At 71.6% G+C, this 23463-nt stretch carries 24 protein-coding genes; 16 read left to right on the top strand and 8 right to left on the bottom strand.

Going from position 1 to position 23463, the window contains the following annotated elements; genetic code table 11:
• Window positions 1-27 precede the first annotated feature (27 nt).
• Complete coding sequence (locus AB0G47_RS33135; RefSeq protein WP_360777538.1) at window positions 28-1515, top strand: membrane-associated oxidoreductase; 1488 nt, start codon at window positions 28-30, stop codon at window positions 1513-1515.
• Here the strand turns inward: AB0G47_RS33135 and AB0G47_RS33130 are convergent.
• The gene (locus AB0G47_RS33130) at window positions 1502-1864 is read right to left on the bottom strand and encodes a hypothetical protein (protein ID WP_360777536.1); all 363 of its coding nucleotides are present in this window, start codon (window positions 1862-1864) and stop codon (window positions 1502-1504) included. The two genes, AB0G47_RS33135 and AB0G47_RS33130, sit on opposite strands and share 14 nt — an antisense overlap.
• A 196-nt stretch (window positions 1865-2060) precedes the next feature.
• Here AB0G47_RS33130 and AB0G47_RS33125 point away from each other — a divergent pair, with 196 nt between their 5' ends.
• From AB0G47_RS33125 to AB0G47_RS33085, 9 genes are all read left to right on the top strand, one after another.
• Entirely contained in the window at window positions 2061-3155 is a 1095-nt protein-coding gene (locus AB0G47_RS33125; RefSeq protein ID WP_360777534.1) for a substrate-binding domain-containing protein, read from the top strand.
• 91 nt (window positions 3156-3246) lie between these two features.
• Window positions 3247-4578, top strand: a complete 1332-nt coding sequence (locus tag AB0G47_RS33120; RefSeq protein ID WP_360777532.1) for an extracellular solute-binding protein — start codon at window positions 3247-3249, stop codon at window positions 4576-4578.
• Window positions 4579-4654: 76 nt separating this feature from the next.
• A complete protein-coding gene (locus AB0G47_RS33115) occupies window positions 4655-5626 on the top strand; it encodes a sugar ABC transporter permease (protein ID WP_360777530.1) in 972 nt (323 codons plus the stop codon).
• Window positions 5623-6486 carry a carbohydrate ABC transporter permease gene (locus AB0G47_RS33110; RefSeq protein WP_360777528.1) on the top strand — a complete coding sequence of 288 codons (864 nt, stop codon included), beginning with the start codon at window positions 5623-5625 and terminating at the stop codon, window positions 6484-6486. Before AB0G47_RS33115 ends, AB0G47_RS33110 begins: the two co-directional genes overlap by 4 nt.
• A gap of 37 nt (window positions 6487-6523) precedes the next feature.
• Window positions 6524-7540 carry a hydroxyacid dehydrogenase gene (locus tag AB0G47_RS33105; protein WP_360777526.1) on the top strand — a complete coding sequence of 339 codons (1017 nt, stop codon included), beginning with the start codon at window positions 6524-6526 and terminating at the stop codon, window positions 7538-7540.
• Window positions 7537-9438 carry a DUF2264 domain-containing protein gene (locus AB0G47_RS33100; RefSeq protein WP_360777524.1) on the top strand — a complete coding sequence of 634 codons (1902 nt, stop codon included), beginning with the start codon at window positions 7537-7539 and terminating at the stop codon, window positions 9436-9438. Before AB0G47_RS33105 ends, AB0G47_RS33100 begins: the two co-directional genes overlap by 4 nt.
• Window positions 9439-9469: 31 nt before the next feature.
• Window positions 9470-10195 carry an AraC family transcriptional regulator gene (locus tag AB0G47_RS33095; RefSeq protein ID WP_360777522.1) on the top strand — a complete coding sequence of 242 codons (726 nt, stop codon included), beginning with the start codon at window positions 9470-9472 and terminating at the stop codon, window positions 10193-10195.
• Complete coding sequence (locus tag AB0G47_RS33090) at window positions 10192-11037, top strand: MerR family transcriptional regulator (protein WP_360777520.1); 846 nt, start codon at window positions 10192-10194, stop codon at window positions 11035-11037. The genes AB0G47_RS33095 and AB0G47_RS33090 overlap by 4 nt, the downstream gene beginning before the upstream one ends.
• Window positions 11037-12275 (top strand): glycosyltransferase, encoded by a 1239-nt coding sequence (locus tag AB0G47_RS33085; RefSeq protein ID WP_360777518.1) that lies wholly within the window; start codon window positions 11037-11039, stop codon window positions 12273-12275. Before AB0G47_RS33090 ends, AB0G47_RS33085 begins: the two co-directional genes overlap by 1 nt.
• Window positions 12276-12336: 61 nt before the next feature.
• Here the strand turns inward: AB0G47_RS33085 and AB0G47_RS33080 are convergent, their stop codons facing one another.
• The 4 genes from AB0G47_RS33080 to AB0G47_RS33065 all read right to left on the bottom strand — a co-directional run bounded on the left by AB0G47_RS33080 (window position 12337) and on the right by AB0G47_RS33065 (window position 17025).
• A complete protein-coding gene (locus tag AB0G47_RS33080) occupies window positions 12337-12852 on the bottom strand; it encodes a hypothetical protein (RefSeq protein WP_360777516.1) in 516 nt (171 codons plus the stop codon).
• 198 nt (window positions 12853-13050) lie between these two features.
• Entirely contained in the window at window positions 13051-13800 is a 750-nt protein-coding gene (locus AB0G47_RS33075) for an SDR family oxidoreductase (protein WP_360777514.1), read from the bottom strand.
• A gap of 100 nt (window positions 13801-13900) precedes the next feature.
• The gene (locus AB0G47_RS33070) at window positions 13901-15550 is read right to left on the bottom strand and encodes an amidohydrolase (protein ID WP_360777512.1); all 1650 of its coding nucleotides are present in this window, start codon (window positions 15548-15550) and stop codon (window positions 13901-13903) included.
• A 56-nt stretch (window positions 15551-15606) separates the two neighbouring features.
• Window positions 15607-17025, bottom strand: coding sequence for a cytosine permease (locus AB0G47_RS33065; protein WP_360777510.1), 1419 nt, complete (start codon window positions 17023-17025; stop codon window positions 15607-15609).
• Between the two features lie 215 nt (window positions 17026-17240).
• Here AB0G47_RS33065 and AB0G47_RS33060 point away from each other — a divergent pair, with 215 nt between their 5' ends.
• Window positions 17241-17810, top strand: coding sequence for a TetR/AcrR family transcriptional regulator (locus tag AB0G47_RS33060; RefSeq protein ID WP_360777777.1), 570 nt, complete (start codon window positions 17241-17243; stop codon window positions 17808-17810).
• Between the two features lie 56 nt (window positions 17811-17866).
• Window positions 17867-18103 carry a hypothetical protein gene (locus tag AB0G47_RS33055; protein ID WP_360777509.1) on the top strand — a complete coding sequence of 79 codons (237 nt, stop codon included), beginning with the start codon at window positions 17867-17869 and terminating at the stop codon, window positions 18101-18103.
• Window positions 18104-18132: 29 nt separating this feature from the next.
• Here AB0G47_RS33055 and AB0G47_RS33050 read toward each other — a convergent pair whose 3' ends face one another.
• Together AB0G47_RS33050 and AB0G47_RS33045 are read right to left on the bottom strand one after the other, a co-directional pair.
• Window positions 18133-18435: a hypothetical protein gene (locus AB0G47_RS33050; RefSeq protein ID WP_360777507.1), complete on the bottom strand. Its 303-nt coding sequence runs from the start codon at window positions 18433-18435 to the stop codon at window positions 18133-18135.
• Between the two features lie 264 nt (window positions 18436-18699).
• Entirely contained in the window at window positions 18700-20160 is a 1461-nt protein-coding gene (locus tag AB0G47_RS33045; protein WP_360777505.1) for a cytochrome P450, read from the bottom strand.
• A gap of 109 nt (window positions 20161-20269) precedes the next feature.
• Between AB0G47_RS33045 and AB0G47_RS33040 the strand changes: the two genes are divergently transcribed.
• The 4 genes from AB0G47_RS33040 to AB0G47_RS33025 are packed head-to-tail and all read left to right on the top strand — an operon-like array spanning window position 20270 to window position 22661.
• Window positions 20270-20878, top strand: a complete 609-nt coding sequence (locus AB0G47_RS33040; protein WP_360777503.1) for a helix-turn-helix domain-containing protein — start codon at window positions 20270-20272, stop codon at window positions 20876-20878.
• A gap of 48 nt (window positions 20879-20926) precedes the next feature.
• Complete coding sequence (locus AB0G47_RS33035) at window positions 20927-21505, top strand: DUF2867 domain-containing protein (protein ID WP_360777501.1); 579 nt, start codon at window positions 20927-20929, stop codon at window positions 21503-21505.
• A 9-nt stretch (window positions 21506-21514) separates the two neighbouring features.
• The gene (locus tag AB0G47_RS33030; protein WP_360777499.1) at window positions 21515-21637 is read left to right on the top strand and encodes a hypothetical protein; all 123 of its coding nucleotides are present in this window, start codon (window positions 21515-21517) and stop codon (window positions 21635-21637) included.
• A gap of 34 nt (window positions 21638-21671) precedes the next feature.
• Window positions 21672-22661: a nitronate monooxygenase gene (locus AB0G47_RS33025; RefSeq protein ID WP_360777497.1), complete on the top strand. Its 990-nt coding sequence runs from the start codon at window positions 21672-21674 to the stop codon at window positions 22659-22661.
• Window positions 22662-22697: 36 nt separating this feature from the next.
• Here the strand turns inward: AB0G47_RS33025 and AB0G47_RS33020 are convergent, their stop codons facing one another.
• Window positions 22698-23441, bottom strand: coding sequence for a helix-turn-helix transcriptional regulator (locus AB0G47_RS33020; protein ID WP_360777495.1), 744 nt, complete (start codon window positions 23439-23441; stop codon window positions 22698-22700).
• Between the last annotated feature and the right edge of the window lie 22 nt (window positions 23442-23463).

Below are 23463 nucleotides of genomic sequence, written 5' to 3'. Positions count from 1 at the left end.
GAACACACCCGCGACAGCATCCCGTCGATGGAGATCACGGACCTGACACCGGCGGAGCTGCGCGTCTGGCGGGCGTTCCCGCTCGGCGCGGGCGTCGATTTCCGTGAGAGCCCCGATGACGACCCCCGGGCCGGCGGCTCGTGGGGGCCCGAACGGACCGTGCGGGCCGAGGTGTTGCGGGCGCTGCTGCTCAACGGGCCGATGCGGGACGGCGAGATCGCGGGCCTGAAGCTGACGGGCGCGCGGATCACCGGGCGGCTCGACCTGATGTACGGGACGGTCGAGCATCCCGTGCGGCTGCGGTCCTGCCACTTCGAGGAGACGCCGAATCTGTACGGGGCGCAGGTCCGCGCCCTGGTCCTCAGCGACTCGGTCCTGCCGGGGCTGACCGCGGGAACCCTCCGGGTGGAGCTGGTCCTGCGGATCACCTGCTGCCGGATAGCGGGGCCCGTCCGGCTCGCGGGCGCGCAGATCACCGGTGCCTTCTTCGTCAACGGGGCGGAACTCGGCGCGCCGCCCGTGCCCGACGAGCCGCACGCGGTGGACGCCGAAGCGGTCCTGCAGCTGAATCATGCGGAGGTCGGCACCGACGTATGGGCCGTCGGCCTTGTCGCGCACGGCCAGGTCCGGATGAACGGCGCCACCGTCGGCGGCCAGGTCAACCTCGACGACGCCGAACTGAGTGCCCCTGGTGGAGTCGCCCTGCACGCCGAGACCCTGTCGGTCGGCACCGATCTGCGGGCCATGCGGCTGCGGGCCCGCGGCACGGTCAATCTGAGCGGCGCCCGCATCCCGCGCCACATCAATCTCGCCTACGCCCGTCTCTCCCACCCCGAAGGGTCGGCGCTGCGCGCCAGCAGCTGCGTCGTCGGCGAACTGTGGCTGCGGGAGGCCGCCCCGATCGAGGGCGCCGTCAATCTGCGCCGCTCCCAGCTGGACCTGCTGCACGTCCCCCCGGAGGTGTGGCCGGACCAGGTCAAGCTCGACGGCCTCGGCTACCAGCGGCTCGCCCCGCACCTGCCCGCCGAGCAGCGGCTACCGCTCCTTGAACGTGAGACGGGCGGCTATCTCCCGCAGGGCTACGAGCAGTTGGCCGCCGCGTACCGCACCGTCGGCGACGAGGCCGCCGCCCGAACCGTCCAGCTGGCCAAGCTCCGCCGCCATCGCGGCACCCTGCCCCCGTACGCCCGGATCTGGGGCCACCTCCAGGACGTGACCGTCGGCTACGGCTTCCGGCCCATGCGCGCCGCCGGATGGCTGTTCGTCCTGCTGCTCGGCGGCGCGCTCGCCTTCGCCCTGCACCATCCGCGCCCGTTGAAGTCCGACGAGGCCCCCGACTTCAACCCCGTCTTCTACAGCCTTGACCTGCTCCTGCCGATCATCGGCTTCGGGCAGGAGGCGGCGTTCGCGCCGGACGGCTGGTACCAGTGGCTCTCGTATCTGCTGATCGCCACGGGCTGGGTGCTTGTCACCACGGTCGCGGCGGGCATCTCGCGCTCGCTCAGCCGGCAGTGACCGTGAGCGCCCAGGCGATGTAGGCGGCGTTCACGGTCAGCCGGGCTGTCACGCCCCAGGGGGTGTTGAGGAATCCCGTACGGGTGCGGGTGTGGAACGCGGCGTCGAGGTGCGACACCTGAAAGGCGCTCAGCAGCGCGACGGCGGCCCAGCCGCCGACCGTGCGGGTCGCGGGGGCGAACAGCAGGGCGGCCGTGGCGAATTCGGCCACCGCGCTGCCGACGACGAGGGCGGCGGGGGAGGGGAGCCACCGCGGGACCAGGGTGCGGAAATAGCCGGGGAACAGGAAGTGCGTGACGGCCGTGACGGCCAGGAAGGCCGCGAGGGCCAGGGCTGCGAAGTCGGACATGCGGCGATGATCGGGGCGTCGGTGGGGCCACGTATTGAACAGAACGCGCGTGATCAACAGAAAGCACGTGATGAACAGATCGCGCGCGTGAACAGATCGCGCGACGCACGGGTGCGGACGGCGCAACGATCGATATCCTCCAGCGGAAACGCTCAAACGAACACCCGATGGGTACGTCGCGAGGGGGGCCGGCAGCATGCGAGAGCCGAGGGAAGTCAGGCGGCAGCGGATACTCGCGGTCGTGGAGTCGCGCGGTACGGCGCGGCTGAGTGATCTCGCCGCCGATCTGGAGGTCTCGGTGATCACCGTGCGCCGCGATGTCGAAGACCTGGCCCGCGAGGGCAGGCTGCGCCGCGGCCACGGCGTGGCACGCTCGGTCGGGCCCGTGGAACGGAGCGCCGCGCCCGCCGAACCGGTGGCCTCCGGGGAGGCCGTGGCGCTGATGGTGCCCGAGCGGCACACCTATCTGTACGAGACGATGCACGGGGCGCGAGGCGCCCTGAGCGAGGCCGGGATGCGGGTCGCCCTGCACATCGCGCCGCAGGTGGAAGGTGCCGAACGGCCGTTGGTGGAACGGGTGTTGGCCGAGGGCGTGCGAGGTCTCCTGATCGCTCCGCGCTGGCGCACCGCGGCCGAGGAGGAGGCGGACTACGCCTGGCTCGCCGCGTCCGGTGTGCCCACGGTGGTGATGGAGCGGCGGCCGCGGGCCGGCAGTGCGCTGCACGCCATGGACTCCGTGTGCACAGACCACTGGTTCGGCATCCATCTCGCCGTCGACCACCTCATTCAACTCGGCCATCGCCGGATCGTCCTTGCCGCGCGCGACGACAGCCCGACGGCCCGTGCGCTGCGCGCGGCCTTCGCCGAGATCGCCGCGTCCCGGGCGGAGATCGAGGACTGGACGGTGGTGCTCAGCGCCCGCGACGCCGGACCCGGCCGGGCGCGCGAACCCCTCGACCTCGCGGCGCTGCTGCGCGAGCGCCGGGCCACGGCCGCCGTGCTGCACGGCGACGTCGACGCGCTGATGCTCGTGTCGCAGCTCATCGACGGCGGGGTGCGGGTGCCGCAGGACTGCTCGGTGGTGGCGTACGACGATGTGGTGGCCGCGCTTGGCAGCACCCCGCTGACCGCGGTGTCCCCGCCGAAGCACGAGGTGGGACGGGTCGCGGCCCAGCTCCTGCTGCGCCGGTTCGCCGATGCGGAGGCGTCAGGCGCCGGGCGGCCGCAGCGAGTTGAGCTCCTTCCGGAACTGAAGGTGCGCGGCTCTGCCACCCATCCCGCGATCGTTTGACCGCTTAAGTTTCTTTTGATCGGTCTCTTGACCGGCTTCGTTCACGCGATCAGGATTCCCGTGTCCCGAACAAGAGCCGCGGGAGGCATCCATGCCCGGTCGACCGAGTCGCCGGTCCCTGCTCGCCGTGACAGCCGCCGTTCCCGCGGCAGGCGCGTTGAGCGCCTGCTCGGGCGGCAAGGGCCGAACGGCACGCACCAAAGGCGGCAGTACACGCATCACCTTCTGGTCCGCGCTGCGCGGCAGCCAGGAAGTGGTCGACGCGTTCAACAAGACCCACGACCGGGTCCAGGTCGAGTTCCAGCAGATCCCGTCAGGGGCGATGGGCGGCTACGCCAAGCTCAGCAACGCCGCCCGCGCCGGCAACGCCCCGGACGTCGCCACCATCGAGTACCCCCAGGTCCCCGGCTTCGCCATCGACGGCGTCGCCCGTGACCTCACCCCGCTCTTGACCGACCGACTGCGAGCCAAGCTGCTCCCGCAGGCTCTTGGCCTGACCACGTTCGAGAAGCGGGTCTTCACCGTTCCGCTCGACGTGGAGCCGATGGTGCTGCACTACCGCACCGACCTGTTCGACCGGTACGGCCTTCAAGTCCCGCGCACCTGGGGCGAGTTCGCCGAAGTGGCCCGCACCGTACGGGGCAAGTCCCGTGACCGGCGGCTCGCGCTCTTCCCGACCGACGGCTTCACCCAGTTCGCCGCGTGGGCATGGCAGGCGGGCGCCCAGTGGTTCGACACCCGCGACGGTGCTTGGAACGTCTCGCTCGCCGACCGGCCAACGCGCAAGGTGGCGGCGTACTGGCAGCGGCTCGTCGACGAAGACCTGGTCTTCGCCAACGCCTCCGAGAGCAGACAGCACGACTCCCAGCTCGGTGAGGGCCTGGTCCTTGCCCGGCTCAGCGGCGCCTGGGACGCGGGCGCGCAGATGAACGCGAGGCCGGGCCAGAAGAAGCAGTGGGCGATCGCGCCGCTCCCGCAGTGGGACCCCGATCACCCGGTCGTCGGCACCCACGGCGGCTCCACCTTCGCCGTCACCAAGGACAGCCGGAACCCGGAAGCCGCCATGGAGTTCATCGAGTGGCAGGTCTCGCACCCCGACGCCCTGCGCGCACGCCTCTCCAGCGGCACCAGCAGCCAGTACCCGGCCGTCCCCGGCCTGGTCTCGGTGGGCCGCGAGGCCTTCGACCGCTCCTACTACGCCGACCAGGACATCTACCGCCTCTTCCAGGAACAGGCCGACACCATCCGGGACGGCTGGGTCTGGGGCCCGCGGATGACTGCGACCCAGCGCGTCATGCAGGACGGCTTCGCCCGCGCGGGCGGCGGCCAGGGATCGATCCTCGACGCGGTGCACGCGGCGCAGGACGGCACCATGCCGGACCTCAAGGCGCTCGGCCTCTCCACCACCGAGCACAGCACATGACCGGCGCGAACGCCGCCGGGCGATGCGCTGTATCCCGTACGCCACAGAGCACCAGCAGAAAGGCAGGTGACCCCCGATGACCACGACCGCGCCCCCGGCCCGCGCCGCCCGCACGGCCGCTGCCCCCGCCGCCGCCCGCGGTGCACGCGCCAGTGCGCGCCGCCGTGAACACATGGCGTGCGGCGTTCTGATGACCCCCTTCCTGATCCTCTTGGCGACGGTCTTCCTGATTCCCGTCGGCACCGCCGTCTGGCTGAGCTTCTTCAGCGACGACCAGCCCGGCCTCGGCTTCGGCCCCGAACGCACCGTCTTCGTCGGCCTGCGCAGCTACACGGCCGTCCTCACCGACCCGACCTTCCTCGGCAGCCTCGGAGTGGTCGCCCTCTACTGCCTGATCTACATCCCGCTGATGGTGATCGGTGCCCTCGCCCTGGCCCTGCTGCTCGACTCGGGCGTCGTACGGCTGCGCGCCTGGGCGCAGTTGAGCCTCTTCCTGCCGCACGCGGTGCCCGGCATCATCGCCGCCCTCATCTGGCTCTACCTCTACACCCCGGGCCTCAGCCCGGTCGTCGAACTGCTCGCCAAGGGCGACATCACCATCGACTTCCTCGGCGTCCACACCGTGCTCCCGTCGATCGTGAACATCGCCCTGTGGAGCAACCTCGGCTACAACATGGTGATCTTCTACGCCGCCCTGCAGGCCGTCCCGCGCGAGGTGATCGAGGCCGCGGTCGTCGACGGTGCGGGACCGGTGCGCACCGCACTCCAGGTCAAGGCGCCGCTGGTGCGCTCATCCATCGCGATGGTCGCCATGTTCACCCTGATCTGGGCGCTGCAGCTGTTCACCGAGCCGATGCTGCTCAGCCAGTCGTCCCCGATGATCAACTCGCGCTTCTCGCCCAGCATGTACATCTACGACGCGGCCTTCACCCGCAACAACTACGGCCTGGCGGCGGCCGCTTCGGTGATCCTGCTGCTGTGCACGGTCGCCCTCTCGTACGGCGTCACCCGCTGGACGAACCGCTCCCAGAAGGAGGCCGCACGATGAGCGCCGACACCCTCACCGCGGGCCGCCCCCGCCTCCTGGGCCGCACCGTCGTGAACACCGTGGTCGGCATCGCGGTGCTCTACACCCTGCTGCCCGTCCTGTGGCTGGTGCTCGCCGCGTCCAAGGACCGGGACGCCCTGTTCAGCAGCGACTTCTTCTCGCTGGCCGACTTCTCCTTCGTACAGAATCTGCGCGACCTGTTCGCGATGGACGGCGGCCTGTACGGACGCTGGTACACCAACAGCCTGCTGTACGCCGTCCTCGGCGCCGCGATCAGCGCCCTGATCAGCGTCGCCTGCGGCTACGCCTTCGACAAGTACCGCTTCCGGCACAAGGAGAAGGTCTTCGGCCTGGTGCTCGCCGCGGTGATGGTGCCGCAGACGGTGCTCGCCCTGCCGCTGTATCTGATGGCATCGGCCACGGGTGTCGTCGACACCTTCTGGGCGGTGTTCATCCCGGTCCTCTTCAACCCGTTCGGCGTCTATCTCGGGCGGATCTTCAGTCAGGGGTACGTTCCCGACGAGGTGCTCGAGGCGGCGCGGATGGACGGGGCGGGGGAGCTGACCACGTATGTGCGCGTCGCCCTGCGGATGCTGGGGCCCGGCCTGGTCACGGTGTTCCTCTTCCAGCTCACCGCCATCTGGAACAACTTCTTCCTGCCCATGGTGATGCTTTCGGACGAGAAGCTGTATCCCGTCAGCCTCGGCCTCTACACCTGGAACAGCTCCGCAAGCGTCTCGCCCGAGTACTACCCCGTGGTGATCATGGGTTCGCTCCTCGCGGTGTTGCCGCTGATCTTCGCCTTCGTCCTGCTGCAGCGCTTCTGGAAGTCGGGCCTGACCGCGGGCTCGATCAAGTGAGCCATGGGAAAGGGCCCATGTGAAAGGGAATGTGTTGATGAACGGCAGTCACCGTCCGCACACAGCGCTCGCCATGGCGCCCGACGCGGCGACCGCCGTGCTCGGCCCCGGCGCCCTGGCCGCGCTCGGCCAGGTCTGCGATCTGGTGCCGGACACCGTCCTGGACGACTTCACCACCGGGCGGGCCCGCTCCGTGCTCGCGGACGTGGAGGTCCTCGTCACCGGCTGGGGCTGCCCGCCCCTTGACGCCGCCGCGCTCGCGGCGGCGCCCCGGCTGCGGGCCGTCGTGCACACCGCCGGGTCGGTACGCGGGCACATCACCGAGCAGTGCTGGGAGCGCGGCATCGAGGTGTCGTCGGCCGCGGCGGCCAACGCGCTGCCCGTCGCCGAATACACCGTCGCCATGATCCTGCTCACCGGCAAGCAAATCCTTGAGCGCGCCCGCGAGTTCGGTATCACCCGCCGCCGCGACGACTGGCTCGGTGTCTCGCAGGGTGTCGGTAACTACGGCCGCACGGTCGGCATCCTCTCCGCATCGCTGATCGGCCGGCGGGTGATCGAGCTCCTGCGGCCGTACGACCTGCGGGTGCTGCTGCACGACCCGTACGTCAGCGACGAGGCGGCCGCGGCTCTCGGTGTGCGGCCCGTCGGCATCGGGGAACTCTTCGCGAGCAGTGACGTCGTCAGCGTGCACACGCCGCTGCTGCCCGCCACCCGCGGTCTCGTCGGCCACGACCTGCTCGCGGCGATGCGCCATGACGCGGTGCTCATCAACACCGCCCGTGGCGCCGTGCTCGACCAGGACGCCCTCACCGAGGCCGCAACGGCCGGCCGCATCCGGGCCGTCCTCGACGTCACCGACCCCGAAGTGCTGCCCCCCGACCACCCGTTGTGGGACTGCGGCAACGTCACGATCACCCCGCATCTCGCCGGATCGCAGGGCAACGAGTGGGGCCGCCTCGCCGATCTCGCCGTCGCCGAGCTCGGCCGCTGGGCCGCGGGCGACGGCTTCGCCCATCCCGTACGACGCGAAAGGCTGGCCTACCTCGCATGAGCATCCCCGGACTGCCCGAAGAGAACCGGGAGTTGAGCCCGCACACCGGCTACACGCGCGAGCACTGGGAGGCCGCCGCCGACGGCCTCCTGGACGCCGCCTGGCAGTGGGCGACACCGCACGGCGCACTCCTCGACCTGCCGGGGCGGCCCTCCGCGTCCGGCGTACGGTCGGACGGCCTTGAGGGATATGCCCGCACCTTCCTCGCCGGCGCGTTCCGGGTGGCGGGCGCCGAGGGCAAGGACCCGCACGGATGGCTCGACCGGTACGCGCAGGGGCTCGCGGCGGGCACCCGTACACCCGGCCGCGACGACACCGAGTCCTGGCCGGTCGTCCTCGACCACCACATCCAGGGCCAGCCCATGGTCGAATCCGCTTGCGTGGCGCTGGGCCTGCGGTTGACCAGCCCCTGGCTGTGGGACCGCCTCGACGGCGATGTACAGGACCGCGCGGAGGAATGGCTGCGCGGCGCGCTCCGCCACGTCCCCGCACCCAACAACTGGTACCTCTTCCCCTACACCGTGGCAGGCTTCCTGGAGTCGGTGGGCCGAGGCGACACAGAGACGGCCAGGGCCCGCGAACGGGCCCTCGAACTCCTGGAGACCTGGTACCGCGGCCAGGGCTGGTACGGCGACGGCGACGGCCGCGCCTTCGACCACTACAACGGCTGGGCACTGCACCTCTACCCGACACTCGACGCCCAACTGTCCAATGACAAACGCCAGTTGGAGGTCCACGGTCCCCGTCTGCGCGAACACCTGGAGAGCTTCGGGCTCCTCTTCGGCGGCGACGGCGCCCCGATCCACTTCGGCCGCTCCCTGACCTACCGGTTCGCCGCCGCGGCCTCCGTCGCCCTCGGCGCGGTCACCGGCCACACCCCGCTCACCCCCGGCACCTCGCGCCGCCTCCTGAGCGGATCGCTGCGCTACTTCCTCGACCGCGGCTCGGTCGGCGACGACGGCCTGCTCAGCCTGGGCTGGCACGGCCCCCACGAGGCGAGCCTGCAGAACTACTCGGGGCCCGCGTCGCCGTACTGGGCGTCGAAGGCGTTCGTCTGCCTGCTCGCCCCGGCAGAACACCCCCTGTGGACGGCGACCGAGGAACCGGCGCCCAGTGAGACCCGCGACCGCGTGCTCGCGCTGCCCGCGCCCGGTCTGCTGGTGCACAGCACCCGCGCGGACGGGCTGGTGCGGCTGCACAACCACGGCAGCGATCACGCGCGCCCGCACGAGGCGCAGTCGGCCGCGCACGAGGACCCGCTCTACGCCCGCCACGCCTACTCCACCCGCACCGGTCCCACGGCACGCGGCAACACCCCCGACAACCACATCGCTGTAGAAGTGGCGGGCATCCGCAGCGCCCGCTGCCGCATCGAGCCGCTCGGCGCCGACAACGGGCCGGACTGGGGCTGGGCCGCATCCCGGCACACCCCGGTCTTCGTCGGCGGCCCGCCCATGGTGCCGGGGCTGAGCGTGGAGAGCGTCACCGTGGCCAAGGGGCGGTACGAACTGCGCGTGCACCGCGTCATCGGCGCACCGCACGGCGCTCGCGTCACCCACACGGGCTGGGCGACCGGGCCCGAGGAGAACCTGCACTCCGCGCTTCATCCGCTGCACGGCTGGACCGCCCAGGACGAACAACGCGCACCCCAGGGCACCGCGTTCACCCGGTGGGCCCGCATGCCGCGCCTCACGGCGGGCACGGAGGGCACCTCCCTCTACGCGGCCCTCGCGCTGCTCACCGCGGAGCCGGAACCCGCGCCACTGGCGGATGCGGTCACCGCGGTGGACGCGACGGCCGACGGGGTCGAGGTGCGGTGGGCTGATGACGGCTCCACCACTCTGATCTCCTTCGAACCGCTGGCCGTTGAACACCGGGAGGGGGCTCCGATGGGCTGACGCTTCAGGCGGTTGGGCACACTGGCCGACCATGGGCACGTTCACCGCCGGGCACGGCATCACCGTCTTCGCCGAATCCCGTCCGTACGAGGTGACCCGGCACCGGCATCCCGCCTGGAAGCTCGTCCTGCCGGTCGGCGGACACGTCACTGTCGGGGCGGAAGCCGGGGCGGGCGTGCTGGTGCCGCCGGGGTTCGAGCACGGCTGCGGCACGTCGTCGGGCTTCGTCGCCGTCTTCCTCGAACCATGGGGGGTGCCGGGCGCGGCTCACGCCGTGCGTCCGGTCTGGCTCGACGCGGCGCGGACGCGGAGGATGCGCGACGCGCTGGGGCCGCAGCTGGACGGCGCGGCGCTGCGCGCCGAACTGACCGCGTTCACCGGACCGCCGACCGCCGTCGACGCACGCGTGCGGCACGCGGTCCGGGCCTGCGGCGGGGCCGCCCGGCTCGACGCGGTCGCCGCCGATGTGGGGCTCTCCCCGGCGCGGCTGCGCACGCTGGTCCGCACGGAGGTGGGCATCCCGCTCGGCACCCTGCGGCAGTGGGAGCGGCTGCGGACCGCGGTCGGCGCGCTAGTCGAGTGCGGTACGGACATCGCGGAGGCCGCCACCGCCGCCGGCTTCGCGGACCAGGCGCACCTCACCCGCACCGTCCGCAAGCTGGTGGGCCGCACGCCGGGTTCGCTGCGGCGCGGCGGGCTTGACCCTCACGCCGCGTCAGGCTGCAGGCTTCAGCCCGACGAAAGGCGAGGTCCATGAGTTACACCGTGGGGCAGGTCTCCGGGTTCGCCGGGGTGACCGTCCGTACCCTGCATCATTACGACCGGGCAGGTCTGCTCACCCCCAGCGAGCGCAGCCCCGGCGGCTACCGCCTGTACAGCGAGGCAGACCTGGCCCGCCTGCAGCAGATCCTCTTCTACCGCGAACTCGGCTTCACCCTGGAGGAGATCGCGGAGATCCTCGCGGACCCGCAGGCCAACGCCCTCGACCAGCTGCGCGCCCGGCACAAGGCGCTGGTCGAGCAGATCGGCAAACTGGGGCGCCTGGTGGAGGTCGCCGAGCGGGCCATGGAGGTACAGCAGACCGGCGTACGGCTCAGCCCGCAGGAGCGGTTCGAGGTGTTCGGGGAGATCACCTTCGATCTGAGTTACGCCACCGAGGCCGAGCTGAAGTGGGCGGGCAGCGCGGGACATCGCGAGGCGATGAGCCGCGCCGCCGCCCACTCCAAGGAGGACTGGGCGCTGCTCATGAGCGAGGCGGCGCGGTGGCGCGAGCGGCTCGTCGCGGCGTTCGACGAGGGAGAGCCCGCCGAGGGAGAGCGCGCGACGGCCCTGGCCGAGGAGCACCGCAGGCACATCTCCCGCTGGTTCACCCCGTGCCCGCCCGACATGCACATCCGCGTCGCCGACGACTTCGCCGAGGACCCGAGGGCCTTCGCGCTCGTCGTGCCGCCCTCCCAGCAGCGGCCCGGCCTGGCGATGTTCCTGCGTGCCGCGGTGCTCGCCAATGCCGGGGCCAACCCTGAAGGTAAAGCTAAACCTGAGGTTGAGGGTGGGGTCGAGTCCGGCCTGGGGTCACTCGCTGAGAGCGAGGGAAGCTGATGCGTGTTCTGATCACCGCGGCCGGGTCGTACGGCGATGTCGCGCCGTACACCGGACTCGGCGCCCGGCTGCGCCAAGCCGGCCACGACGTCGCCCTCGCCACCCAGGAGACCTTCGCGCCGCTCGTCCGCGCCGCCGGTCTCACCTTCCGTCCGCTGCCCGCCGACCCGCACGCTTCCGGCGGCGGGAGCGGCGGCAAGCGGGAGCTGCTGCGGGCGGCCGCGTCGTTCGTACGCGAACTGGGGTCAGGGCTCGTCGAAGCGGCGCAGGGCGGCGGCGTTGACGTACTGCTGCTCTCGACGACCACGGCCCCGCTCGGCTGGCACCTGGCAGAGGCCATGGGCGTACCGACCTTGGGCGTGTACCTCCAACCCACGCACCCCACCCGCGAGTTCGCGCCGGTCGTCAGCGGTGCCCGTTCCCTCGGCGGCCCCGGCAACCGGGCGATGGGCCGCTTCTCGCTGCGGATGACGGACCGCGTCTACGCCGACGCCGTCCGGGACCTGCGCAGCCGCCTCGGCCTGCCCGCGGCCGCGCCCGGAGCCGTCCGGCGTCGGCGCGAAGAGGCCAAGTGGCCGGTCCTGCACGGCTTCAGCCCGGCCGTGGTGCCCCGGCCCGGAGACTGGCGCGACGGCCTGGACGTCGTCGGCAACTGGTGGCCGCACCACGACCCGGGCCGCCCGCTGCCCGCCGCCCACGAGGACTTCCTGCGGGCGGGCCCGCCGCCCGTCTTCATCGGCTTCGGCAGCATGGCCGCCGGCGAGGGGGAACGGCTGAGCGAGATCGCCGTGGCTGCCTTGCGCAAGGCCGGGCTGCGTGGGGTGCTCCAGGAGGGGCGGGCAGGCCTGATGGCGCACGGCGACGACATCCTCACCGTCGACGAGGTCCCCCACGCGCTGCTCTTCCCGAGGATGGCCGCGGTCGTCCACCACGCGGGCGCGGGCACCACGGCGGCGGCGCTGCGGGCCGGGGTCCCCGCGATCCCCGTCCCCGTCATGGCCGACCAGCCGTTCTGGGCCGCACGCGTGGCCGCCCTGGGCGCCGCCACCACGCCGATCCCCTTCAAGCACCTCACCGCGGAGCGCCTGGCCGAACAGCTCGGCCAGGCCGTGCGCGAGGACTCGCTGAAGGCGGCCGCCGGGGGCATCGCCCGCCGGATGGGCGCGGAGGACGGTGCGGGTCATGTCCTCAAGGCGGTGGAGGGGTTGGGCGCGCCCCGAAGGGGCGCGGGGCTGTGACATGTGCGCCTCCGCCGCGTGGGCGCGACCAGCCACGACGCAGCCGCAGACGAGCGATGACTCAGGCGGCGTAGCAAAGCTCCGCGGGGTCGGCCGGGGCCGGGGCGCCGGCCACGGCAGCGGGCACGGGGCGGACGGTGGCCGCGGCCTGCGAACGGTTCCGTGCGAAGACGACGAGCCGCAGCACCACGAACCGCGCGACACCGGCAAGCGCGGAGGCGGACAGATAGACCACCTGCTCAAGCACCGCGCCGGGCGCCGCCACCAGCAGCTGCAGGCCCAGCATCGCCACACAGGTCACCGCGTACGCGGCCACCGCGGATCCGGCCGACTGCGCATGCTGGCGCCGGGTCGCGCGCCCGCCCGCTCCGAAGGTGAAGCGGGCGTGCAGCTCGGTGGCGAGCAGCGTGGAGGCCACCGTGATCAGGGCGTTGGCCAGGACCCAGGGAATCCAGGAGGAGAGACCCGCCACGGCGAAGCTGGAGGCGATCCCCACCCCGCCGCCGCAGAGCACGAAGCGCGCGAAGGCGGTGAAGGCGCCGGGCGCCGCCTGCTCCTGACTCTGTGCTGTCTCCATGATCCGACCCCCTGTATTGGCTGACTTGGCGAACCGAGCACTCCTCGGCCTGCGGGGCAGAGGGCTGCTCGGTTCGTGGTGTCATCATGGCACATGCGTGGCACCATGGCGAGCCATTTATGGCGCAGCTCCATGTCGGCAATGGTGCAGTTGTCGAGAAGGAGTCACGAATATGCAGGTCGGCGACTTGGTGTCGCCCTAGTCCACGATGGCACCACAGGAGATGTTGATCTCGGTGGAGGTGATGGTGCGCGCCTGGTCGGACGCCATGAAGGCGGCGGTGGCACCCACATCGCTCAGCATCGCCGTGCGGGGGAGAAGCGTCGCCTCCTGAAGGCCCGCGGTGATCTCCGCCGCTCCGGGAAAGCCCTCGGGCAGCGATTCGGGTACACCGCCAGTCTTGAGGGTGACGACGCGAATGCCGGACGGGCCGAGTTCGCAGGCCCACTGGCGGCGCAGCCCCTCGATGGCGTCGAGCGCGATCTTGAAGCCGCCGAGCCCCGGGAGCGTCTGCGGCCCTCCACCGCCGAACGCGAGGATCACTCCCGTACCGCGTGCGGTCATGTGGCGGGCCGCGGCCCTGGTGGTGAGGAACTGCGAGCGCATCGCGTTCGTGATCGGCCGGAGGAAGTCGCTCACGGCGATCTCGGCCAGCGGCTGGTGCACATCGCCGTACCCGATGGCGTTGAACGAGATGTCGATGTGCCCCTCGCGCGCGGCGATGCCGTCGACGTAGGTGTCCACGGCCTGTTCGTCCAGGGCGTCGACGACGCCGGTCTCCGCCACGCCGCCCTGCGCGCGGATCGCGTCGGCGACGGCGTCGAGTGTCTTGCCGGTGCGTCCTGCGAGGTGGACCCGCGCGCCCTCGCGGGCGAAGGCGCGCGCCACCGCGCCGCCGATCGGCCCTCCGGCCCCGTACAGCACGGCCACCTTGTTCTCAAGCAGCATGTCCCGGTCCTTCCTCGTGGTGCGAGTCCGGTGCGGCCCGGATCTCGGAAGGTACGTCGGGACGGGCCGCCGGATTTCGACATCCGGCGGCGAGTCGCTGTTACCGCACTTCCTCGCCCCCCACGACGACCATCTCCGCACGCGTGCCGGGAATGTCCTCGGGGCGTACGCGCAGGATGTCCCGGGACAGGACGACGAAGTCGGCGAGCTTGCCGACGGTCAGGGAGCCGCGGTCGTCCTCCAGGAAGTTGGCGTACGCGGAGCCCATCGTGTAGCCGTGGATCGCGGTCTCCACATCCAGCGTCTCGCCCGGCTGCCAGGCGTCGCCGCCGCCGAGGGGGCGGCGGGTCAGGGCCGTGTAGATGCCGGCCATCGGGTCCATCTCGGTGACGTTCCAGTCGCTGGAGAGGGCGAGCACCGCGCCCGCCTCGTGCAGGCTGCGCATCGGCCAGGCCTTGTGCCAGCGCTCGGCACCGACGTTCTCGGCCCAGTCCTGGCCGGGCCCCGCGATCTCGGGGGCGCAGTGACGCGGCTGCATACAGGCGACGACACCGAGCTCGGCGAAGCGCGGTGTGTCGGCGGGGTCCAGGCACTCGACGTGGACGACCTGGTGGCGGGCGTCGCGCGGACCGTTGAGGGAGCGGGCGTGCTCGACGGCGTCCAGGACGGTGCGGATGCCGCGGTCGCCCGTGGCGTGCACGAAGCACTGGAAGCCGCGGGCGTCCAGCTTGGCGAGCAGCTCCGCGAACTCGTGCGGGGGATAGAACGTGTCGCCCCGGTGGTGCCCGTACCCGGCGTACGGCTCGAGGAGCGCGGCCGTGCGCGGCTCGACCACATCGTCGATGTACAGCTTGAGCGGGCCGACCCGCAGCCGGTCGTCGGCGAACTCCCGCGCGGCCGCAGCGAAGTCGTCCAGGTCCGCGTCGGTCGTCCCGCGCGGATGGAAGAGCGCGGCGACGATGCGCGAACGCAGCCGCCCTTCCGCCCGTGCGCGGCTGAACAGCGCCAGGTCGTCCATGGAGTTCTGCGGCTCGACGACCGTGGTGATGCCGTACCCGATCGCGTCGTCCAGGCTCTTGGCGAGGCGGCCGTACTGCCGGTCGGGCGAGGCCCACGGCACGCCGAGCTCGTTCAGTGCCCGGTGGCCGTCGCGGGAGAGCCCCTTCACCGCGAAGTCCTTGATGAAACCGGTGGGTTCGCCGGTCTCCGGGTCGGTCTCGGCGCGGCCGAACGGCAGCGACGTACGGTCGCGGTCCACACCGAGGCGGCGCAGCGCGGCCGTGTTGAGCCAGGCGGTGTGCACGTCGTAGCTGAGGACGAAGGCCGGGGTGTTCCCGGTGACGGGGTCGAGACCGGCGGCGTTCGGCATGCGGCCGCCGGGGATCGCCGAGTAGTCGAAGGCCTCCGCCTCGATCCACTCGGCGTCCGGGTGCTGGTCGCGCCAGGCGCGGATGCGGTCGTGGATCTCGGCGAGGGTGCGGGCCCCGCCGAGCTGTACGCAGGCGTCGTCGGAGCCGAGGCGTACGTGGTTGTGGGCGTCGATGAAGCCCGGCAGGACAAGACGTCCGCGCCCGTCGATGACGCGGGTGCCCTCACCTGTCCAGGAGTCCGCCTCCTCGTCCGGCCCGAGCCACACGATGCGCCCGTCCCGCACGGCGAGCGCCTCGGCCGACGGGAGGTCCGGGTCGACGGTGTGGATACGGGCGTTGCGCAGGACGAGATCGGCGGGGCCGGGGGTGGTGCTGGTCATGAGGGGTGAACTCCTGGGGTGGTGCGGATGGTGGTGCGTGACGAGGGGTGCCCGCATCAGGCAGATGTGGAGGCGGGGGCAGAGGTGGCGGCGGGGACGCTGCGGCGGGCGAGCGCCCAGTACACGAGCCCGGCGACCACCGAGCCGAGGAGCGTGAGGTCGCCGCCGCCGAGCGGTGCGACCAGGGGTCCTGTCCACAGCTCGGAGTCGCAGGTCAGCGCGGCGAAGGCCATGCCGGTGACGAGGGCGGTCATCCCGGCGGGGTGGAATCCGGCCCGGTACCAGTACGCCCCGTCGCGCCCGGTGGTGTGCAGCGCGTCCGTGTCGTAGTGGCAGCGCCGCAACAGCATGTCGGCGAGGAACACCCCGCCCCACGGCGCGAACACGATGATCAGCAGGGAGAGGAAGCTGAGCAGGGACGCGGTGAAGTCGGTCAGGAAGAGCGCGCCGAGCGAGCCGAGCGCCGTGACGACGATGCTGATGACGATGGCCTTCGCACGGCTCCACGGGATGCCGAGCACCTGCAGGTTGAGGCTGGAGGAGTAGAGCGTGAGGATCGAGTTGGTGACCGAGCCGCCGAGCACGAGCAGCAGGAACACCGCCTGGAACCAGCCCGGAAGCAGCTTCTCCACCCCCGCGACCGCGTCCGTCATGTCGGCCTGCGTGGCGGCCGCGACTCCCGCGACACCGAGCGCGACCGAGGAGACGAAGCCGCCGAGCGCGCCGGTGAGCGTGATGGAGCGCAGCGAGGTGTCCCGGGGCAGATAGCGGGTGTAGTCGGCGGGCATCGGCAGATACGAGAACGGCCCGGCCAGCATGACGACGAACGCCCAAGTCCAGCCGGAGAAGCCCGCGCCGCCGCCCGATGCGGCGCCGAAGTCGGCGTCGGGCAGCACGAAGAGCAGCAGCCCCCCGAATCCGGCGGCCAGGACGTACGCCATCCAGCGCTCGGCGAGCTGCACGGTCGCGTGCCCCCACATCGCCACCGCGAAGGTCATCGCGAGGGTCACCGCGAGCGCGAGGCCACGCGCCGCGTCCCCGCCGCCCGTCCAGCCGAGGTCGGTGAAGAGGGCCTCGAGGGCGAGCGTGCCGACCACGGTGTTCACGATGGTGTAGCCGATGGAGACGACCCAGTTGAGCAGCCCGGCGGGCCAGTTCCCGAGGACGCCGAAGGCCGCCCGGGAGATGACCAGGGTCGCCGTGCCGGTCCGGATGCCGCTGAGGCCCGCCGCGCTGATGACGAAGAACGCGAGACCGCCGATCACGACCACGGCGGTGGCCTGCCAGAAGCTGAGGCCGAAGCTGACGGCGAGGGCGCCGTTGATGACGTATGTGAAGGTCAGATTGGAGCCGAACCAGAGCCAGAACAGATCCTTGGCGCTGCCGTGCCGGTCGGCGTCGGGGATCGGGTCGATGCCGTGGGTCTCGACGCGGAACACCTCGTCGCTGGTGACTCCAGTGGCCTGTCTTGCCATGCGGGCACCTCACTCTCCGGCACCCAGACTTTGAATGCCGTTCTATAACTTTGAATGGCATTCAAAATGAGGCACGGGTCAGCGGGCCGTCAAGACCCTGCGCGAAATCGGCGCGGAACGGCCCGGCTAGGCTCGAGGGCGTGGAGCGGCACGCGGGAACCGGAACGGGAGCAGGCGTGGCACGACGGCGGGACGGGCAGGTCGCGCGGGACCGGATGCTCGAGGAGGCGATGACGGCGATCGCCGAGAACGGCCTCGCGGCGCTCACCATGTCCGCACTGGCCGACCGCCTGGGCACCAGCGGCGGGCACATCCTGTACTACTTCGGCAGCAAGGACCGCCTGCTCCTTGAGGCGCTGCGCTGGAGCGAGGCGGCGCTCGCCGAGGAACGCCGCGCGCTGCTCGCGGGCCGGACGGCACCGGCCCGCAAACTCGACCGCTTCCTGCGGATGTACCTGCCCGCGGGGCCGCGCGATCCCCGCTGGATGCTCTGGATCGAGCTGTGGGCGCGCGCCGGTGCGAACGAACCGCTCCGCACGGCGCAGGACGAACTGGACCACGGCTGGCAGCAGGATCTGGAGGCGCTGCTCACCCAGGGCGCGGAGCGCGGCGTCCTCACGGTGGACGACGCCGCGGGCCGTGCCGGCGAACTCCTCGCGCTGCTCGACGGCCTGAGCACCCGTGTCGTCCTGGGTCAGCGCGGCGCGGACCGCGGGGGCGCGCTCGCCTCGGCGCGCTCGGCGGCCGAGCGGCTGATCGGACGGCCCGAGCCCACCGGCGCGTAGCCCGAGCGGCCGAACAGGCAGGTCATGACCGGGCCGGAGCGTGGCAGTCTCCAGGCATGACCGAAAGCGCGAACCTCCATGTGGCCCATCCTCGGATCACGGTCCTTGGCGTCAATCCCGGCCGGCCCCCCTTCCGCATCGTGGAGATCGACGGCGAGGTGGTCGGCGAGGCCACGGGGCTCGTCGACGTACTGACGGTCGCCGCCCGGGCGGGCGTCGTCGTGCACGACGCGGATGATCCGGAGGTCGTGCACTGGGTGGGCGGCGACAAGTTCAAGTGGAAGCCGAGCTGACAGGCCGAGTGGAAGCCGAGCCGGCAGGGTCAAGTGGAGGCCGAGCTGGAGACGGCGGACCCGGTGACGGGGAAGCCGGCGGCAGCGGAGCCGTCGTCCCCGGACCGCGTGGGAGGGTGCGGATCGAGGTCGTAGATCCTTGCGAGCAGCTCTGCCTCGTTGCCCGTCAGGCCCGCGCGGCGCAGCGCCTCGTCGGCCTCCGCCATCGGTCCGGCGAGCAGCGAGGCCGCGGCGGCCGTCGGGACGGGACCCGTCAGGGCCGCACGTGCGGTGTGCAGCAGCCGCAAGCAGGCCTGGGCGGCGGCCAGTTCCGGGGTCTGCGTGCTGGTCATGGCAAGAGCTCCTTAGCGCGGGTCGGTCCGGCCGGCGGTCGCACCGGTGGACCTTCCACTCTTGCGCATGGGTCTGACAATCGCGGTTCTACGCGGTCGTGTCGAAGTCCGCTGCGGGTCGGCAGCGCCCCGAAAGGGGCGCGGGGCTGTGACATGTGCGGCTCCGCCGCGAAGGGGGTCCCCCTGTTCGAGCGAAGCCGAGAACTTGGGGGAGCGACCAGCCACAACGGACCCGCAGACGAATACCGCATGTCCCGCGGAGCGCTATGCGCGGCGGCCGAGCCGCAGCGTGAGCCCGTCCGGCATGAGCGTCAGACGCTCGGCGACCCGCAGCCGGTAGCCCGGATCGGGATGCAGGTCGTAGCGGCGCAGCAGCAGACCGAGGACCAACGTCGCCTCGTGCAGCGCGAACTGACGGCCGATGCAGGCACGGGCGCCGGTGCCGAACGGCTTGAAGACATGGGCGGGCCGGGCCCGGACGGCCGATGGCGCGAACCGGTCCGGATCGAAGGTCTCGGGGTGCTCGCCCCACGCCTCCGGGTCACGGTGCAGCAGCGTCGCAAGGACCAGCGCCCAGGCCCCCTCGCGCATCGGATGTGTGCCGCCGAGCGTCGTGTCCTGCCGGGCCTGGCGGGAGAAGCCGGGAGCGGTGGGCCACAGCCGCAGCGACTCGTCGAGGACGCAGCGCAGATAACGCAGCTTGGCGACTTGCTCGTACGCGGGTTCCGCCACGTCACCCCAGATCTCGTCGACCTCGGCCTGTGCGCGGGCCAGGACATCGGGGGAGCGCGAGAGGTAGTGCAGCGCGAACGACAGGGCGCCCGACGTCGTTTCGTGCCCGGCGACCAGGAAGGTGATGACCTGGCGGCGGATGTTCTCGGCGGAAAGACGCTCGCCGGTCTCGGGGTGGGCGACCTCCAGCATCCGGTCGAGCAGATCGCCGGTGCCCTGGCCGGGCGCGGCGCGTCGCGCCGCGACGACGTCATCCACGGTGCGGTTGAGATAGGCCATGTCGGCCGTGTTGCGCCGCGTCGCGCCGCGCAGCACCAGCGGGGCGATCGTGGGCGGCACGACATTGCGGCGCTGGGCGTAGGACAGCGTGCCGACCATCGCCGTCACAAACGGATGCGGCCGGGACCGCTCGAAGGACCCGAAGTCGTGCCCGAACCCGGTACGGGAGATCGTCTCCAGGGTCAGCTTCGTCATGTCGCCCGGCACGTCCACGGACCGTCCCGCCGCCTCGCGCTCGTCCCAGCGGGAAGTCAACTGCCGGGCGACGTCCAGCATCAGCGGGTGGTAGCCCGCCATCGCGTCACGGCTGAACCCCGGCGCGAGAACGTCGTGCGCCAGCTGCCAGTTGGGCTCGTGGTTGTAGGCGGTGAACAGGCCGTCCCCGGCGAGCGGCCGCAGATTGGCGACGCCGAGCCCCACATGCTTGGCGAACCGTGACTCGTCGGCCAGTTCCGCCGTGAGCTCGGCACCCCAGACGAAGACGATCTCCTTGCCGAAGGCCTTGCGGCGGAAGATCGGCCCCAGGGCCCGCCCGATCCGCATCGAATCCTGCACGGGCGTACGCACGTTGGCGCCGAGGACATCGCCGATCAGGGGCACGCGGCGCGGCGGATGCGGCACGAGGTCGAGCCGCGGCCACCCGATCTCGGCACTGCGGAACCCCTTCGGCATGGGGGCACCCGCCGGCTCCGCCATCTGAGACAACTGCGCCATGAGTGCCATCTCCCTTGCGCTACGCGCTCGTTGAGCCTGTTGTACGCGGATTCAATAAGGCGCTTCAGTCTGGTCCCCTTATTGAATCCACGTCAAGTAAGGTGCTCCCATGGCCGCGAAACCGCAGGAACGCACGCGCCGCAGACTCAGCACCGAGGAGCGGCGCGAGCAACTGCTCACGGCGGGGGCGCGGCTCTTCGCGGAGAATCCGTACGACGACGTATGGGTCGAGCGGGTGGCGGAGATCGCCGGTGTCTCGCGCGGCCTGCTGTACCACTACTTCCCGACCAAGAGCGACTTCTTCGCCGCCGTCGTGCAGCGCGAGAGCCGGCGCATGCTGCGGCTGACGGCAGCGGTGCCGGGGATCCCGGTCCGCGAACAGGTCACCACGGGCCTCGACACGTTTCTTTCGTACGTGGAGGCGCACGCGGAGGGCTTCCGCGCCTTCCACCGAGCCCAGGCGACGGGCGACCCGACCGCGCGCAAGGTCTACCGCGAGAGCCTCGTGGCGCAGGAGCACCAGATCCTCGAGGCCCTGGCCGCGGACCCCGAAGCGGCGGCCACCGCACACGACTTGCCCACCCTGCGCCTGGCCGTGCGCGGCTGGCTCGCGTTCATGGTGGCCGTCTGCCTGGAGTGGCTCGAGGAGCCGGAACTGCCCAGGGAACAGGTGCGGGACCTCTGCGCGAGAGCGCTCCTGGGCGCGATCTCGCCCTGAGGCGTAACGTACGTACACGTGCTCGGTCCGCCACCCGGAGGTACCCGGATGAGACTGCCGAAGGCCGCACACACCGAACGCCCCTGGCGGATCCACGAACTCACCCGTGACTTCCAGGTCGAGGACGTGTGGGCGCTGCCGACGCCCGGCGGCCCCGACGACTTCCCCCGCCTGGTCTCACAGACCGTCTCCGGGAACTTCCCCGAGGGCGCCCCGCTCGCCGCGCGCGTGCTCTGGGCGGCCCGGTGGAAGATCGGGAAGGTGCTCGGCTGGGACCGCCCGAAGGCCGGCATCGGCACCAGGGTGGCCTCACTGCGCAACCGCATGCCCAAGGACCTGCGGGACGTCCCGACGGGGCCGGATTTCGACTCGCTCCCGTTCACCCCGCTGTACCTGCTGGCGGACGAGTGGGCGGCGGAACTGGCCAACGGGACCGTGCACACCGTGATGCACATGGGCTGGGTCCCGGACGGGTCCGGCGGTCACCGGGGCCAGATGGCGGTCCTGGTGAAGCCCAACGGCCTGTTCGGCGCCGCCTACATGGCCGCGATCAAACCCTTCCGGTACCTGATCGTGTACCCGGCACTGATGCGGAAGATCGAACGGGAGTGGCGTACGGGGGCGTGAAGCGGACCGGTGGCCCTGGACAACCCGCACCGTTTCGCGGCCCTGCGCGGCTCCCTCTTCGGCGCGGATCGCTCGCCCGCCCTGGAGGAGGGGGTCCTCGCGGCGGACAGCGGTCTGTGCCACGGGACTTGAACCTGTCCGTCGGGGCGGGAGCCATGATGGAGCCATGGCGTTGTCGACGGAGTTGACGGAGTTGTTGGGCGTACGGCACCCGATCGTGCTGGCGCCGATGGGCGGTTCGGCCGGCGGCGCGCTGGCCGCAGCGGTCTCCCGGGCGGGCGGGCTCGGGATGGTGGGCGGTGGGCACGGGGAACGGGCATGGCTGGAGCGCGAGTTGGCGATCGTCGCGGAGGGCACCGCCGAACCGTGGGGGGTCGGCTTTCTGACCTGGGGGACCGAAGTCGACGCGGTGGAGCGTGCGCTGGAGTTCCGTCCCGCCGCGGTGATGTTGTCCTTCGGCGACCCGGGCCCGTTCGTCGACCGGATCCGCCGGTCCGGCGCGGTACTGATGGTTCAGGTCACCGACCTCGATGAGGCGAGGCGAGCCGTGGAGGTGGGGGCCGATGTGATCGTGGCCCAGGGGACCGAGAGCGGTGGGCACGGTGCGCGGCACGGGCGGTCCACGTTGCCGTTCGTGCCGCTCGTGGTGGATCTCGCGGCGCCCGTACCGGTGTTGGCGGCAGGCGGGATCGCCGATGGCCGGGGCGTGGCCGCGGCACTGGCCCTGGGCGCGGCCGGGGCACTCATCGGCACGCGCTTCCAGGCCACCACCGAGGCCCTGGTCGCCCCCTCGACCCGTACGGCGATCATCGAAGGCCGGGGCCAGGACACCGAGCGCAACGCCGTGTTGGACATCGCCCGCGGCGCGGGCTGGTCGACGGACAGGTACACCGCCCGTGCGCTGAGCCACCCCTATCTCGACCGATGGCGTGGCCGGGAGGCCGAGCTGGCCGACGACGCGCAGGCGCGTCAGGAGTACCAGGACGACGTGGCACGAGGGGCGATTCCAGCCCTGCCGGTCTGGGCGGGCGAGGCCGTCGACCTCATCACCGATGCACCGTCCGCGGCCGACCTCGTCACCGACCTGGCTGCCCAGGCCGAGGACGCGCTGACCCGCGCGGGAAGGCATCGCCGTAACGACCGGCCACGGGGTTAGGGGACTTCGGCATCTGGCGAAACGGAATCGGTACGGCTAGCCGTGTTGATGTGCTCCTGGAGTGTGCCCGAAGGTACGGCGGAAGACATCGATGAATGCACTGGCGGACGACCAGCCGCACCGGTGTGCCACGGTGGTCACCGGGATGTTCTCGGCAAGCAGCACCAAGGCGTGGTACAGGCGCAGTTGGGTGCGCCACTGCGGGAAAGTCATGCCGAGATCGGCCTTGAAGAGGCGGGAGAGCGTGCGGTCGCTGGCGCCGACCTCCCTGCCCAGTGCGGCCAGGGTGCGGTCGTCGGCCGGATTCGTGCGCAGCATCTCGCACACTGCCTTCAGCTGAGGGGCGGTCGGAGTGGGCAGGTGCAGGGGCTGCTGCGGCGAGGCCCGCAACTGATCGAGCAACACGGCCCGCAGCCGCCCACGTTCGGGACTGTCGTCGTGCGGGGTGCGCGTGTAGGCGAGGATCAGTTCACGAAGGAGGGGGCCGACCGCCAGCACGGTCGGCTCGTCCAGGCCGAGCGGGTTGTCACTCGCGGGCAGGCCCACCAGGTGCAGCGCGAGTTCGCCGTGGGCTTGGTGAGCATGCGCGGTGCCGGCCGGCACCCAGATGGCGCGCGTACCCGGCGCGATCCACGAGCCCGTGCTGGTCGTCACGGCCAGCACGCCCCGGCCCGCGTAGACGATCTGGTGGTCGTCGTGGCGGTGCGCGTCTATGGCGGCCCCGGGGGCCAGCCACTGGGTGCGGGTCGGCGCAACCGGCTCGTGGCGGATTTCCGTCATTGATCGGCAGTTTATCGGAAGC

It is taken from the genome of Streptomyces sp. NPDC021622, assembly GCF_040640795.1.
GTDB lineage: Bacteria > Actinomycetota > Actinomycetes > Streptomycetales > Streptomycetaceae > Streptomyces.
This window is presented reverse-complemented; position numbering and strand designations above follow the sequence as displayed.